General features: G+C 62.3%; 19 protein-coding genes. 5 read left to right on the forward strand and 14 right to left on the reverse strand.

Going from position 1 to position 13,858, the window contains the following annotated elements:
• Nucleotides 1-18 precede the first annotated feature (18 nt).
• Nucleotides 19-1,611, reverse strand: a complete 1,593-nt coding sequence (gene ilvA / locus ACXIQ9_RS00225; protein WP_459014868.1) for a threonine ammonia-lyase, biosynthetic — start codon at nt 1,609-1,611, stop codon at nt 19-21.
• 117 nt (nt 1,612-1,728) lie between these two features.
• Here ilvA and dxs point away from each other — a divergent pair, with 117 nt between their 5' ends.
• Nucleotides 1,729-3,636, forward strand: a complete 1,908-nt coding sequence (gene dxs, locus ACXIQ9_RS00230; protein ID WP_459014870.1) for a 1-deoxy-D-xylulose-5-phosphate synthase — start codon at nt 1,729-1,731, stop codon at nt 3,634-3,636.
• Nucleotides 3,629-4,882: an NAD(P)/FAD-dependent oxidoreductase gene (locus ACXIQ9_RS00235; protein WP_459014872.1), complete on the forward strand. Its 1,254-nt coding sequence runs from the start codon at nt 3,629-3,631 to the stop codon at nt 4,880-4,882. Before dxs ends, ACXIQ9_RS00235 begins: the two co-directional genes overlap by 8 nt.
• Before the next feature lie 15 nt (nt 4,883-4,897).
• Here ACXIQ9_RS00235 and psaK read toward each other — a convergent pair whose 3' ends face one another.
• From psaK to ACXIQ9_RS00270, 7 genes are all read right to left on the reverse strand, one after another.
• Nucleotides 4,898-5,155, reverse strand: a complete 258-nt coding sequence (psaK, locus tag ACXIQ9_RS00240; RefSeq protein WP_010317232.1) for a photosystem I reaction center subunit PsaK — start codon at nt 5,153-5,155, stop codon at nt 4,898-4,900.
• Nucleotides 5,156-5,213: 58 nt separating this feature from the next.
• A complete protein-coding gene (locus ACXIQ9_RS00245) occupies nt 5,214-5,546 on the reverse strand; it encodes a DUF3593 domain-containing protein (RefSeq protein ID WP_247478636.1) in 333 nt (110 codons plus the stop codon).
• Nucleotides 5,543-5,845 (reverse strand): DUF2499 domain-containing protein, encoded by a 303-nt coding sequence (locus ACXIQ9_RS00250; protein WP_029626326.1) that lies wholly within the window; start codon nt 5,843-5,845, stop codon nt 5,543-5,545. The genes ACXIQ9_RS00245 and ACXIQ9_RS00250 overlap by 4 nt, the downstream gene beginning before the upstream one ends.
• 20 nt (nt 5,846-5,865) lie before the next feature.
• The gene (locus ACXIQ9_RS00255) at nt 5,866-6,012 is read right to left on the reverse strand and encodes a hypothetical protein (RefSeq protein WP_232197302.1); all 147 of its coding nucleotides are present in this window, start codon (nt 6,010-6,012) and stop codon (nt 5,866-5,868) included.
• A gap of 120 nt (nt 6,013-6,132) precedes the next feature.
• Entirely contained in the window at nt 6,133-6,681 is a 549-nt protein-coding gene (locus ACXIQ9_RS00260) for a DOMON-like domain-containing protein (RefSeq protein ID WP_459014875.1), read from the reverse strand.
• Between the two features lie 2 nt (nt 6,682-6,683).
• Nucleotides 6,684-7,790: a phosphotransferase enzyme family protein gene (locus ACXIQ9_RS00265; protein ID WP_247478629.1), complete on the reverse strand. Its 1,107-nt coding sequence runs from the start codon at nt 7,788-7,790 to the stop codon at nt 6,684-6,686.
• A gap of 67 nt (nt 7,791-7,857) precedes the next feature.
• Nucleotides 7,858-8,094, reverse strand: a complete 237-nt coding sequence (locus tag ACXIQ9_RS00270; RefSeq protein ID WP_296417805.1) for a DUF3136 domain-containing protein — start codon at nt 8,092-8,094, stop codon at nt 7,858-7,860.
• A 148-nt stretch (nt 8,095-8,242) separates the two neighbouring features.
• On the opposite strand from ACXIQ9_RS00270, the gene ACXIQ9_RS00275 reads away from it, so the two are divergent.
• On the forward strand, nt 8,243-8,440 hold the full coding sequence (locus ACXIQ9_RS00275) for a hypothetical protein (protein ID WP_247478627.1): 198 nt from the start codon (nt 8,243-8,245) through the stop codon (nt 8,438-8,440).
• On the opposite strand, the gene ACXIQ9_RS00280 is transcribed toward ACXIQ9_RS00275, so the two are convergent.
• Nucleotides 8,437-9,096, reverse strand: a complete 660-nt coding sequence (locus ACXIQ9_RS00280) for a class I SAM-dependent methyltransferase (protein ID WP_459014877.1) — start codon at nt 9,094-9,096, stop codon at nt 8,437-8,439. The genes ACXIQ9_RS00275 and ACXIQ9_RS00280 overlap by 4 nt on opposite strands.
• Before the next feature lie 58 nt (nt 9,097-9,154).
• Between ACXIQ9_RS00280 and ACXIQ9_RS00285 the strand changes: the two genes are divergently transcribed.
• Together ACXIQ9_RS00285 and ACXIQ9_RS00290 are read left to right on the forward strand one after the other, a co-directional pair.
• Nucleotides 9,155-10,075, forward strand: a complete 921-nt coding sequence (locus ACXIQ9_RS00285) for a lytic transglycosylase domain-containing protein (protein ID WP_459014879.1) — start codon at nt 9,155-9,157, stop codon at nt 10,073-10,075.
• A gap of 20 nt (nt 10,076-10,095) precedes the next feature.
• A complete protein-coding gene (locus tag ACXIQ9_RS00290; RefSeq protein WP_459014881.1) occupies nt 10,096-10,548 on the forward strand; it encodes a nuclear transport factor 2 family protein in 453 nt (150 codons plus the stop codon).
• Nucleotides 10,549-10,551: 3 nt separating this feature from the next.
• On the opposite strand, the gene ACXIQ9_RS00295 is transcribed toward ACXIQ9_RS00290, so the two are convergent.
• The 5 genes from ACXIQ9_RS00295 to ACXIQ9_RS00315 all read right to left on the reverse strand — a co-directional run bounded on the left by ACXIQ9_RS00295 (nt 10,552) and on the right by ACXIQ9_RS00315 (nt 13,848).
• Complete coding sequence (locus ACXIQ9_RS00295) at nt 10,552-10,977, reverse strand: hypothetical protein (protein WP_459014883.1); 426 nt, start codon at nt 10,975-10,977, stop codon at nt 10,552-10,554.
• An 11-nt stretch (nt 10,978-10,988) separates the two neighbouring features.
• Nucleotides 10,989-11,225 carry a hypothetical protein gene (locus tag ACXIQ9_RS00300; RefSeq protein WP_247478622.1) on the reverse strand — a complete coding sequence of 79 codons (237 nt, stop codon included), beginning with the start codon at nt 11,223-11,225 and terminating at the stop codon, nt 10,989-10,991.
• 66 nt (nt 11,226-11,291) lie between these two features.
• Entirely contained in the window at nt 11,292-12,074 is a 783-nt protein-coding gene (locus ACXIQ9_RS00305; RefSeq protein WP_459014885.1) for an ABC transporter permease, read from the reverse strand.
• Nucleotides 12,071-12,805 carry an ABC transporter permease gene (locus ACXIQ9_RS00310; protein WP_296417815.1) on the reverse strand — a complete coding sequence of 245 codons (735 nt, stop codon included), beginning with the start codon at nt 12,803-12,805 and terminating at the stop codon, nt 12,071-12,073. Before ACXIQ9_RS00310 ends, ACXIQ9_RS00305 begins: the two co-directional genes overlap by 4 nt.
• Before the next feature lie 65 nt (nt 12,806-12,870).
• Nucleotides 12,871-13,848 carry an ABC transporter ATP-binding protein gene (locus tag ACXIQ9_RS00315; protein ID WP_459015764.1) on the reverse strand — a complete coding sequence of 326 codons (978 nt, stop codon included), beginning with the start codon at nt 13,846-13,848 and terminating at the stop codon, nt 12,871-12,873.
• Nucleotides 13,849-13,858: the final 10 nt, after the last annotated feature.

Raw genomic sequence — 13,858 nt, forward strand, 5'->3', positions numbered from 1 at the left:
CAGTGCGTTGCTCGAAAGTTATCCCACGCTCAAGCTGCCGGCCAGCTCACCCAGGAAGAGGCGATACGCCGGATTGCTGGTCTCATCGGCGTACTGATAGCCCAGTCCATCGAGGAAGCTCTGCCATTCGTTCATCTCCGCCTCGGGCACCTGGACCCCGACGACGATGCGGCCGACGTCTGCCCCGTGGTTCCGGTAGTGAAAAATGCTGATGTTCCAGTTGGGATGCAGGCTGGTGAGGAAGCGCATCAGTGCGCCCGGTCGCTCCGGGAATTCGAAGCGGTAGAGCAGTTCCCGACCATGGCCTGCGGCCTCACCCGTGCTGGCCGGTAGCCGACCGCCGACCATGTGCCGTAGATGCAGCTTGGAGAGCTCGTCGTTGGAGAGATCCAGGCAGGGGAAGCCGGCTTCCCTCAGGCTGTGGATCAAGGCCTGTTCATCGGAGCTGCCGCTGGTTTGCACCCCAACAAAGATGTGGGCGCGACTGGGGTCGGCCAGTCGATAGCTGAATTCGGTCAGGCTGCGCTGCCCCAGCAGGGTGCAGAACTGTCGCAGGCTCCCGGCCTGCTCCGGGATCTCGACCGCCAACATCGCTTCGCGGTCTTCGGTGATCTCGGTGCGCTCCGCCACAAAGCGAAGGCGATCGAAGTTCATGTTGGCCCCGCAGGCCACGGCCACCAGGGTCTGTCCCTCGCGCTGACGGCGGCTGATGTCAGCCTTCATTCCCGCCACCGCAAGGGCACCGGCCGGCTCAAGAATCGAGCGGGTGTCTTCAAAGACGTCCTTGATGGCGGCGCAGATGGCGTCGTTGTCGACCGTGACCATGGCGTCGACGACAGTTTTTGCCAGCTCAAAGGTCTGAACACCGACCTCTCGTACGGCGACACCATCGGCGAACAGTCCGACCTGCTCGAGCTTCACCCTCTCCCCCAGGGCCAGGGAGCGGGTCATGGCATCGGCATCAACCGGTTCCACCCCGATGACCTCAACGCTGGGCCAGAGGCTTTTGACGTAGGCGCCAATGCCAGCGATCAGGCCACCTCCGCCGACGGCGATGTAGATCGCATCGGGGGGCTCAGAGCACTGTCTGAGGATCTCCAGCCCAATGGTCCCCTGGCCTGCGATCACCTCAGGGTCATCAAAGGGATGAATAAAGGTCAGCCCTCGCTCATCGGCCAGTCGGTAGGCCTCCGCGCAGGCGGCGTCATAGGTGTCGCCCTCCAGCACCACCTCAGCTCCCCGGGCCGCCACGGCCCTGACCTTCATCTCTGGGGTAGTCACGGGCATGACGATCACCGCTCGACAGCCCAAGCGCTGGGCGCCCAGGGCCACGCCCTGGGCATGGTTTCCGGCGCTCGCAGCGATCACGCCCCGCTCCAGCTCCGATGGGCTGAGGCTCGCCATCTTGTTGTAGGCGCCGCGCAACTTGAAACTGAAGACCGGCTGCAGGTCTTCCCGCTTCAGCAGAACGGTGTTCTTCAGCCGCCTGGAGAGGTTCGGCGCTGCATCGAGGGGCGACTCGATGGCCACGTCGTAGACCCTGGCCCGCAGGATTCGTTGCAGCATCTCCATGCCGGAGCCGGAGTTCTGGTTGGGGCCGGTGGCTGTCATTGCGACTGGACGATCACACCAGTCTCGCAAGCTCCTGGGATCGGTCTAGGGGTAGCCAAATCAACCCCAGAGGACGTCCGGCTCCGCGTAGGCTGAACCCCAATCTTGGCCGCAGGCATGCATCTCAGCGAGCTGACGCATCCGAATCAGCTGCATGGCCTGAGCGTCACTGAGTTAGAGGGCATTGCCCGTCAGATCCGAGAACGCCACCTGGAGGTGGTGAGCACCAGCGGCGGACACCTCGGTCCTGGGCTGGGCGTTGTGGAACTGACCCTCGCCCTCTATCAGACCCTCGACCTCGACAAGGACCGCGTGGTCTGGGATGTGGGCCACCAGGCCTATCCCCACAAGCTGATCACTGGTCGCTACAAGGATTTCCACACCCTGCGTCAAAAAGACGGGGTTGCGGGCTACCTCAAGCGCTGCGAAAGCTCCTTTGACCATTTCGGTGCAGGCCACGCCAGCACTTCGATTTCTGCCGCCCTGGGCATGGCCCTGGCCCGGGATCAACGCGGTGAGGATTTCAAGAGTGTTGCCGTCATTGGTGACGGCTCTCTAACCGGGGGCATGGCCCTGGAGGCCATCAACCACGCAGGCCACCTCCCCAAGACCCGCCTTTTGGTTGTCCTCAACGACAACGACATGTCGATTAGCCCCCCCGTCGGGGCGCTCTCGACCCACCTGAACCGGATGCGGCATAGCCGTCCGCTGCAGTTCCTTCAGGACAATGCGGAAGAGGCGATCAAGCACTTGCCGTTCATGCACGGTGAGCTGCCGCCGGAGCTCAAGAACCTCAAAGAGAGCATGAAGCGGCTCGCCGTCCCCAAGCTGGGCGCGGTCTTTGAGGAACTGGGCTTCACCTATATGGGCCCGGTCGACGGCCATGACATCGCAGGTCTGATCGACGTCTTCGAGCAGGCCCACGCCCATGAGGGTCCGGTGCTGGTGCATGTGGCCACCACCAAAGGCAAGGGCTACGCCTTCGCTGAGGCGGATCAGGTGGGCTACCACGCCCAGAGTGCATTCGATCTGGCGACCGGCAAGGCCTACCCCTCCAGCAAGCCCAAGCCCCCTAGCTACAGCAAGGTCTTCGGCCAGACCCTGGTCAAACTCTGTGAGCAGGATCCCAGGGTGGTGGGCATCACGGCCGCCATGGCCACGGGCACGGGTCTGGATCTCCTTGAGAAGGCGCGCCCCCAGCAGTATTTCGATGTCGGCATCGCTGAGCAGCATGCCGTGACCATGGCGGCTGGCATGGCCTGTGAAGGACTGCGCCCCGTTTGTGCGATCTACAGCACCTTCCTGCAGCGCGCCTACGACCAACTCATCCATGACGTCGGCATCCAGAACCTGCCGGTCACTTTTGTTTTGGATCGCGCCGGCATCGTCGGTGCCGATGGCCCCACGCACCAAGGCCAGTACGACATCAGCTACCTGCGCTGTGTTCCGAATTTCACGGTCATGGCGCCGAAGGACGAGGCCGAGCTGCAACGGATGATGGTGACCTGCTTGAACCACAGCGGTCCGACCGCCCTCCGCATTCCGCGGGGTGAAGGGGAAGGAGCCCCCTTGATGGAAGAGGGATGGGAGCCCCTGGAGATCGGACGCGGTGAACTGCTCACCGATGGCGATGATCTGCTGATCCTGGCCTATGGCTCGATGGTGGCTCCGGCCATGGCCACAGCTGGTCTGCTGCAGGAACAGGGCGTCCGCGCGGCGGTGATCAACGCCCGCTTCCTACGCCCGCTGGATGAGGCGTTGATCCTGCCGATGGCTCGCCGGATCGGCAAGGTGGTGACCATGGAAGAGGGCTGCCTCGCCGGTGGCTTCGGCGCCGCTGTGGTCGAGATCCTCAACGACAAGGACGTGCTGGTGCCGGTGCACCGGATTGGTATCCCGGATGTGCTGGTGGACCACGCCACACCGGCCCAAAGCAAGGAAGCCCTGGGCCTGACCCCGGTCCAGATGACCGAGTCCATCCTGGATCGCTTCGGCACCTTGAAGCGCCAGGCTGTGGGTGTCTGAAGCGCCTCGCGATCAGAGAACCTGGGATGTGCTGATTGCGGGCGCCGGTCCTTCCGGCTCTCGCTTGGCACAGCAGTTGAGTGCAGCTGGCGCCACGGTGCTGCTGGTGGAGGCCCTGGAGGACTTCTCGAAGAACGCCTTCAGCAGTGCCGCCCTGCCGCTCAGCGCCGTCGAGCGTTGGCAGCTGTCCGAGTCGGTGATCGCCTCTCGCTGGGACCAGTGGCAGCTCTTTGGGCCGGGGGAGAGTCGCCGTTGCTGGGCGGCCGATGCACCACTCGGCGTTGTTTTGGACTTTGCGGCCCTGCGGCGCTGGTTGGCAGATCAGGCCCTGGCTAGCGGTACGCAACTCCAGCTGGGTTGGAGGGTCTGCGCCACCGAGACCCTGAGCTCCGGTCTCGCCCAGACGCAGCTGCGGGGCCCGGGGGGCCGTGAAGCAGTGATCACCAGCCGTTTCGTGGTCGATGCCACCGGAGAAAAACGTGTGCTCATGGGTGAACCACGCCACCACCCCCTGGTCAGTGGCTCAGGGGTGGAGTGGGTGCTCCAGGTTCCCGTCGAGCGCTGGCAGGACTGGGCCGGGCGCCTGAGTTTCATGCTCGGCAGTCGTTGGGTTCCCCAGGGCTATGGCTGGGTCTTTCCCATGGAGCCCGGGCGCTTAAAGGTGGGCGTCTGCCGCCTGCACGACAGCGGGCGCTCGCAACCGCCGCTCCATCAATTGCAGCTGCAGCTGCTCGATCGCCTGGGGCTGACTGGCGACACCGTGGTGGATCGCCATGGGGGGCTCATCCGCAGCACGATTCGTCGCCGTGAAGCGCATCAACGTGGTGCTCTGGTGGGATTGGGCGACGCGGTCAGCACCGGAAACCTGCTCGGTGGCGAAGGCATTCGCCATGCCCTCACCAGTGCCGATGTTCTTGCACCCCTCCTGCTGGGGGCTCTGGCTGGGCGAGGCCGGCCCCTTGCGAGCTATCCCAACCGTTTGCGCCAAAAGCTGGGGTGGCGCTGGTCCCTGAGCGGCCGTCTGGCCCAACGCACCTGGCTCGGCCTCTCCGGTGAACCGGCCGATCGTCGTTTGGAGCGTCTACTCGAGGGGTTGCAGACAACGGCCAGTGCCGAGGCACTCTCGCGGTTGTTGTTTGATTACCGCTTCGAGCGCTATGGAGTGCGGGCCCTGCCGTACCTGCTGGGCTGGGCATCCATGGCCACAAAAAAGCCCCCCTGCAGGAGGGGGGCTTCAGACGACTGAACGAAGGAGCGTGGATCAGACCACGCCGCGGGCGGCCAGGCCGAGGATCGCGCCCATGCCGAGGATGTGACCGAAGGAGGTCGTGGCCAGCAGAGCGGCGTGGCTCATGCCGCCAAACATGGCTGCGTTGGGAAGCTGTGCACCCTCGTTGGGGTACTTGATGGTGGCCTTGCCGATGCCGATGGCGATCACGTTGGCGATGATCATCACCAGGCCCACCTTGGGAGACCAGGCCACGGAGGCGGGGGCGATAGCCAGCAGAGGAGCGAGCATCGAAATCTTTGGGTGACACCTCATCTTCCGAGCGGCGCAGGCCAATGGCCCCCTTCGCTTAAGACTTGTTCACCCCCTTGGGCATGAATCCCAGCAGGATCATCACGTTGCTGACGGTCAAGAACAGCTCTGCGCCCCCATGCAGTGGATCCACATCGGCCAACTGACGGCCGTAGAGCCCTTCGGCCAGCAGGGCCGCTGCAATCGTGATCAAGACAAAGATCAAGGTGAAGCCAAAGCCCCAGAGGGCCAGGGGTGGAACGCGTTTGGACTTCCAGGCCCACCAGAGAAAGGCCAGGTAAGGGAACAGTGAGGCCGCGAACAGGGGCGAGGGATCAACACTCCCGAGTTGGCTCAGACCAGCGCTGAGAGCTTGGATCAGCCCGTTCATCCCAGGGTTGCCCGCTTGCGCTGGAGATTCCAGGCCGCCAGAGCCATGGCAGCGTTGCCAAGGACGGTGCAGCCGGCCTGCAGGACGACCAGTCCGTAGAGCTCCTGGGCGTTATCGAAGAGGTGCCAGGTGCAGGCGGCCATGGCACTGATCAACGCTGGAACCATGGCCAGCGCTAGCCAGTTCCACTCCGGCTCTCCGCGCCGTTGGCCCCACCGTTGAATGGCCAGCATGGCCAGTCCCCACTCCAACACTGAGGCCACATGGATCCACCAGGTGGGTAGGGAAAGTGCGTGCATGGGCCGTTTCTAGCGGCCGCTTAGACGACGTGGGTGCTGAGGTGCTCGAAGACGGTCTGCAACACCGCAGCCATCTCGGGCTTGAGTTGGCAATCCGGGGTCGTTTTCGATGCCAGAAGAAGCAAGGCGCAGGCATCGACCAGCTGGGAGGCTTCAGCCGTGGTCATGCTGACCAGGTGCTCTTCTCCGCAGTGGGTGACATTCAAACCGGACAGGCGTTGATGTAGCGCACGCTACTGAAAAGAACGTTTCGCTTTCAAAGCGTGTGAATTTCTTCGGTTTTGTAATCAGTCTTGAGCGGATTGTTTTGCCGTGATGCTGAAGCTTTCGCGCCGGTGAAAATCGGCTTCACTGGCGCAGTGCTTCAACGCCCAAAAGCTGCATCCCTGCTGGTGTAACGCGACAACGGCCGTCAGAGAGCATTCCAGTTGCTCAAAGGGTTTTTTCAAATCCAGGCAAACCTCGGACTCCAGGATCAAGGCCGAATCCAGTTCCTGCCGGCGGCTGTTGATTCCTTTGACCTGGATTCCCGTTTCGATGGCCAACCCCTGCCTGTAGTCCTCCAGCCTGTAGAGGTTCCAATCACCACTGGGACTGAGGTTGAACTCCCAGTAGGGATGCTGGCCCGGAACGCCAAAAAAAGCTTCGAGGCAGGTGCTCTGCCAAAGACCGTCTACACGCTTGGGCTCGGCTGTTGCTTCCGGGCAAACCAGTTGATCGCTTGGGCCCTGCAACCTGAACTGCAGTTGCAGCTCGGAATCGCACAGAACGAGATTCGCTTCAACACTGCAGTCCTGGAGGAACGCTTCGTGTTGAAAGGGCTGCAGGCGAAGCACGGTTACAGGGCAGCAGGGGCCTGGTTGCTCAGGCCCACCAGCAGCGTTTGCAGCAACTCCCACTGCTCTTCGATGCTCTGGGTCAGTGCAAATTGCACGCGGGCGCGTTTGAGGTTTTGTCCGGGCGTCTTCACCTTGAAATAGGCATCGCCATTGAGGTGATCCGTGAAGAAGCGAAGACCTAGTTCGAAGCTGATCAGTCGAGCGGCTTCGGGGATGAAGCGACGATCCGATGCCGTCAGCATCGAACCGGCCGCCTCGAGGTAGCCCCGCAGGATGGCTTCGGCTAATCCAAGATCAAAACTGACTTGATCGGGGCTGCTGGCCTCCTCGCCAGCCCGGTTGCAGCAGGAGCGCAGGCAATCTCCGATGTCGTACTGCACCAGTCCTGGTTTCACCGTGTCGAGATCGATCAGGGCGACGGCCTCGCCCGTCTCTGTGTCCAGCATCACGTTGTTGATCTTGGGATCACCGTGAATCGGCCGCTCCTGCAGTTCGCCGCGCTCCTTGGCCTGCTCGAGGACGGAGCAGAAGCCTTCGCGCTCGCGAATAAAGGCAATGCAGAAGTCGGTGTCCTCGCAGGGCTCGGCTTGTGTGCGCACCAGCGCCTGCCGGTACTGATCGAGGTAGCGAGGGGTGATGTGGAACCCCTCGAGGGTGTCGTGGAGAGTCTCGGTGGGGAGGTCGTGGATCAGTTGATGAAAGCGACCGAGCCCCCGGCCCAGTTCGTAGGCCTGCCGCTCATCCTCAATCGCATCAACGCTGCGGGCCTGGCCGATGAAGCTCATGCAGCGCCAGACCTTGCCCTCTTGGCAGCGATGCCAGGGATCGGCTGAGCCCCTTGGCGCCAGCAACTGCGGGTGCTCCCAGCGGGAGCTTTGCGGTGGCTGCTCCTTCCCTGCGATGTGCGCCTGCAGAGTGAGCAGGTTGCGCATCACCTGCTCCGGTGAGCCAAAAACAGCGGTGTTGATCCGCTGCAAGACATACGCTCCGCGAGCGGTCTCGACGAGATAAGTGTCGTTGACATTGCCGCTGCCCAGGGGGCTGACCTGCAACACGGTCCCTGGGGGATGAAAGACCTCAGCGGCCTCCAGGAGAGCGGCGTCCATTGGATGACGCTGTCACGGAAACAGCCTTGTCCTGAGGACTCGGGGTCAGCTGTTCGAGAGGACAGGCCTAGCTGGCCGTGGTCTCCCGTTGAATCTCCCTCTGGAGCTGGTAGCGGATCTGGTCCGGTGCCTTGTACTGACGGGGAAGGCAGTTGTGCAGGGTCTCGAGCCTGCTCCAGACCAGGGTTTTTTCGATGCCGGCGGTCGAACGTCCTTCGAGCAGCAGCTGTTTCAGGGCCTTGCGGTAGAGGAAGTATTTGGACTCCAGCTCACCAATCGTTAGACCTTCTGAACTCGCTGTCATCTGAAGGCCCTGTACCAGCCTTCAACCTACGCGAGTGACCGGGTGCCCTGGGCGACAGCGTTGCAGAGCCAAATCAAAAAACTTTCTCTCGATTGATTGCCCGCGCTCCATGAAGCGGCTCTCATGGACCCACCTTTGGGGCTGCCGCATGCTTGCTGCCGTTGCCAACGCCGCGCTCTTGCTGCTCTACGGAGTGGTGGGTCTTCAACTGGTGCGGGCCTTTCTGAGCCATCGGCGCCGTCTGCGCCAGAAGGCCAAGCGCTTGATCCTCGAGTTGGCCTACTCCGCGGACGAACCAACGAACGCTCCAGCTCCCTTGGGGCGCGACCGCGATTGGGCCGCTTAAGGCAGCTGGTTTGGTTTGTGGCTGATCACGGCAAGGAACGGGTCACCCGGCTGACCGAGCAGCCCCATCACGCCAGCGGCCTTTGTGGTTTCTGCGATTCGCTCGGTTGACTGCCAGCCTTGGGCCTCCAGGACCTCTGCGACGTAATCGAGATGGTCCTGATCGCTGCTATCGGTCCAGATCAGGGGTGCTTTGGTGAAGAACATCCGGTTGGAGAAGGCAACGATCACCTGACCGCCAGGCCGCGTCACCCGCAGCAGTTCACTGGCGATGGCCTCGGGATATTGGAGGTACTGCCAGCCGGCGACGATCAAGGTGGCGTCCACGCTGCTGCTGGGTAGTGGTAGTTCCTGGTTTTGGTTGAGGTTTTGCAGCCAGTAGCTATCCAGGCGGGGGTTGGCCGCGAGTTCTTTCTCGTTTAAGCCGTGCCCGATCACCCGCTCGAGGGGCTTGTCCTCAGGAAGGTGTGAGACCCAGCTGGACATCAAATCCAGCACTACGGCGTTCTTTGGAATCCGCTCTGTGTAGAGCGCGGTGAGCCGTGTGCGGAAGGCCTGGTCCAGGTGATGCACCAGCCGCGGCTCGGCATAAAACAGGACGTCATCGGATCCGTCCCACTTGCGCCTCTGGGACTCCTCCAGCACCAGAACGGTCATGGCTGATTGATCGGTCGCTGCAGTCTGCTGTAGGCATGGGCGCAGCGGCCCTGAATCCATGACCCGATCCGTTGGCTTGGTTCTTGCTGCAGCCCTGGCAGGACTGGTGGCCTGTGCCTCCCCCAACGAGGCCCAAAGCAATGCTGCTCCCGCCGCCGCGTCGCGGCGGCAACCCCGCAGTTACCCAACGGTTCCGCGTGCTGCAAGCGAGACCGCGCGTCGACTGGCTGCGCTTGAGAGCCAGTTGCGCGATCCGCAGACGCCAGCGGACCAACTCCCGGATTTGGCCCATCAACAGCAGGTGATCTATCGGGTTCTCTCGCTTGATCGACAGCGCAGTCAGGCGGTCCTGGATCAACTCCCAACCCGTTGGCGTTCCGTGGCCGAACGGCACCTGGCGGCGAGACGTGCGTTTCTGGCGATGAGCAAACGCCGCCCTACCCAGGTGCCGGCCTGGCGGATTATTCCCCCCGAACCCTTGCCCCAGTTGCTCGCCCACTACCGCAAGGCCGAAGCCGCGACAGGGATCGAGTGGGAGGTGCTCGCGGCGGTCAACTTGGTGGAGACCGGGATGGGACGCATTGACGGCGTCTCCATTGCCAATGCCCAGGGACCGATGCAGTTCTTGCCAACCACCTGGGCGGAGCCAGGCATCGGCCGAGGGGACATTCGTAATCCCCATGATGCGATTCAGGCAGCGGCCCGTTATCTCGTGCGCCGCGGCGGTCTCAAGAACATTCGCCGTGGTCTCTGGGGCTACAACAACAGCGATCTCTACGGCGAGGCTGTTCTCCTCTATGTCTCCTTGATTAAGGAGGACCCCCAGGCATTGGTGGGCCTGTATCACTGGGAGATTCACTACAACGCCCAGCAGGGGGATCTTTGGCTTCCGGTTGGCTACGAACAACTCCAGCCCCTGCCTGTTGATCGCTACCTGCAGTTGCATCCCCGCAGCGCTCCTCCCAGGAAGCCAGGATGAGCGCACCCGCTCCTTGAGCTGTGACTGCTTCTTCCTCCGGATTCCAGCTCCCACTGACGGAGCAGTCCCTGCGTCAGCTGTTCACCAAGCCCTATGGCGCACCGGCCCCCAGCCATGGGCAATGGAAAGCGGTGTATGCACCGGATGTGCATTTTGAGGATCCCACCCAGTCCCGCGACGGACTTCAGGCCTACCTCGATGCCCAGGATGGCCTGGTGAACCGTTGCGATGATGTCTACCTGGCTCCGCACGCCGTCGCCCTGAGCGGCCAAACCGCTTTTGTCGAATGGACGATGGGGCTGAAGATCAAGGGCATTGAGTTCGTGTATCCGGGCGCGACGCGACTGCGGCTCAATGACCATGGTCTGATCGTTGATCACCGCGACTATTTCGACTTTGTCGGCCCAACGTTTGCCCCTGTCCCCTTGATCGGTGGTTTTGTGCGCTGGCTCTACAAACGCTTCGTGGACTAAGTCTCAGGCGCTCGGTTGATCCTCCGCCAATTCAGCCACCATGACCGCTGCACAGGTTTGTTCCATCAGCTCCTGGTAGCAGGGCTCATCCGGCCGCATCTCGGCCAGTGATGTCCAGCACTGGATCACCCCTGCGCGAACCGCACGGCGCTTGATCGGCCGGCGTTCCCCTGGCGGAACGGGAGACGTCTCCAGCCAGTCGTCGATACAGCTATGCATCGCCGCAAAGACATCGGCCATCCCATTGGTTGCGTATTGAGCCGTGACCAGGTCATGGGCGACAAGCAACCCGGCCTGTCGTCCCAGGCGATCGCTCGCCGTCTGCTCATCCGTCGTCGCCCCAAAGCGAGCATCCAGCCAGGTGCTGAGCTGGATTGAGGTTTCAAGGCTGATTCCAGACTGGAAGAAGGGAGTTATGGATGGGGGCATCTGTGTACGTCCTACCCGCGCTTGGAATGGGACCAAATCTCGAAGTCCATCGAGAACTTTTCGCGAAGGAACTGGCGGAAGTCCGTGTCTGGGGTCTCATCGAGGCCGGGGCCTGCACGACGCTCGATCGCCTCATCGACAAGGATGGCGATGGCCTTTGAGATCGAGTGGCGCTGCTCCTTTGAGAAGTCGCGAACCCAGTGCGCCGCGGCCTCGCTCAGGATGACTTGGTGGCGTTCGCTGGCCAATCTCTGACCTGGACCTCCCGGCAATCCTACACAGACTGTGTATCCAGCGCAAGGCTGGGTCTGGACTCAGCTGCTGGCTGACGTGTAGTGACGCAGCGCGAATTGCCAGAAGCGGCGACTGGCGATCAGGCTCCCCGCGGCCATCAGCACTGATCCCAGGGCCCAGTGCCAGGACCCCTGACCCAAAAGGGCCTGGGAGGGAACGGTGGTCATGAAGGCCACCGGCAACACAAAAACAAACACCAGCCGCAGAGCCGGTGGGTAGGCACTCACCGGATAGCGCCCCGCCACGAGCGTGTAGCGGAGAACTTCAGTGGCATTCCAGACCTTCACGAACCAAATCGAGAGGGCTGCGAGTGAGAACCAGAGGCTGTAGAGAATCGCAGCACCACTGGCCAGCAAGAGTCCACCCAGGAGCAAGGACTGAGGGTGGATTTCTGGTAAGCCCAGGACCACCAGGACGCAACCAGCCAGCAAACCTGGAGCGCCCCAGGGGGAGAAGCAGCGCAGGGACAGCCAGAGCTGCGAGTCCACTGGTTTCAGCAGCACGAAATCCAGGGTGCCCTGCTGAACGTGGTTCACGATCTTGCTGAGGTTCGGCTGGAGCAGGCAGCTCGTGAAGCCATCGAGCAGCGTGTAAAGCCCAAGGACGATGAGCGCTTCATTCCAGGTCCAGCCCCCAAGGGTGGACTGCCCAGAAAACAGCAGTGACAGCACAAAGAGGCTTCCGGCCAGATTTCCGAAAACAGAGAGGCACTCCAGAACAAGGTTGAGCTGGTACTCGCTCTCGGACTCCAATGAGCTGCGCCAGAACTGCAGCAGCATCGCCAGGGTTTTGGAGCGTCTCATGCGCCCATGGCTCCGTAGCGCCTCAGCCCCCTCTGCCAGCCCCAGTAACAGAGGGGGCTGAGGATCAGACACCAGATCAGCAGGCTCAAGTACCCAGCGCCCAGGTCCACCGGTAGCCCTGAAAGCAGCCGTGCCGGGAAGTCGACCATCGCTGGAAAGGGTGTTGCGAGGGCGAAGCGCTGCACGGCAGGCGGAAAGGTGTCGAGTGGTGCCACCAGTCCCGAGAGGAAGAGATAGGGAATCACCAGGAGGCGATCCAAAGCCGCAGCGCGCTCACTCCAAAAACAGAGCATGCTGCTGAGGGTTTGCAGCAAAAACCGCAGGACGAACGCGCCCCACAGGGCCATGAGGCCAAGTAGCAGTTCCTGAAGACTCGGCCTCCAGAGCAACCCTGGATCGACCGCACTCAACGCCAGGAGCATGAGGGCCACAAAGGGGATGCGTGTGGCCTGTTCCGCAAGGTGTGCCGCGAAGTAACGCCACAGGGGTTGGAGCGGTTGCAGCAGAAATGGCGACAACTTGCCGCTGACCACGTCCTCTTCAAAGACATGGATCAGCCAGACCACGCTGAACTGGCGGACGATGAACGCCGCCACGAAGTAATGCCGCAGTTGTGCGGGACTCCAGCCCGCCTGACTGGCCGCACCGCTGTTTTGCCAGACCCCAAGCATGATCAGTGGCAGAACACCGGAGAGGGCCCAGAGAGCGATCTCGGCGCGGTACTCCAGCATGTAGGCGTATTGGGTGCTCAGCAGCGTCCGGGCGATCCGTAGTGACGCACGGGGCGAGCGCACGCTTAGTTCCGTCCTGCCTGTTGGAAGAGGCTGCGCATCAGCTCCTCGATCGGCGGATCATTCACTTCAAGGTCCAGGACCTCAAAGCGACTCAGAAGCGCGGCTACGCAATCCGTCAGCTGATCCCGTGGCACCAGCAGTTGAACCTGATGGTCCTGATGGGACTCGACGGTTCCGAACGCTTCAAAGGCCTCGCGCGGCTGGGGCTGATGCAGCTCCAGTCGGACCTGGCGATGGGGGCTGAGTTTGCTGGTCAGGGCATCCAAGGGGCCGTCATGGAACAACGCCCCCTCATGGATCAGCAGGACTCGCTCGCAGAGGGCCGTGATGTCCCCCATGTAATGGCTCGTCAGCAGGATGGTTGCCCCAGTGCGCTGGTTGTAGGTGGCGAGGAAGTCGCGAACCCTCCCCTGGGCCGTGACATCCAAACCCAAGGTGGGTTCATCCAAAAACAGCACCCGGGGCTCGTGCAGCAATGACGTCAGCAGTTCGGCTTTCATGCGCTGACCGAGCGACAGCTTTCGCACGGGGCGATGCAGTTCCTCCCCCAACTCCAAGAGATCCGCCAGTTCACTGACCCGGCGCTTCATCTCCCGTTCGGGGATGCCATAGACCGCAGCATTGACCCGGATCGAATCCCAAGGAGGCAGGTCCCAGATCAGCTGTTGCTTGTTCCCCATCACCAGGGTGATGTCCTGCAGGAAGCCAGGCTGCCGCCGTTGCGGGATGGCTCCGGCGACCCGCAGCTCACCAGCACTGGGGTGAATCAGCCCGCTGAGCATTTTTAAGGTCGTTGTTTTCCCCGCCCCATTCGGACCAAGGAACCCCACCATCTCTCCTTCCTGGATCCCAAAGCTGATGGCCTTAACGGCATCAAGGTCCCGGTAGCGGCGTCGCAGCAGGTGACGAATGGTGCCCTGCAGTCCCGGTTGTTTCTCGGCAATCCGGTAGGTCTTGCTGAGGCCCCGCGCCAGGACCATGGCGTTGGTG

This window comes from Synechococcus sp. LTW-G, from assembly GCF_054459035.1.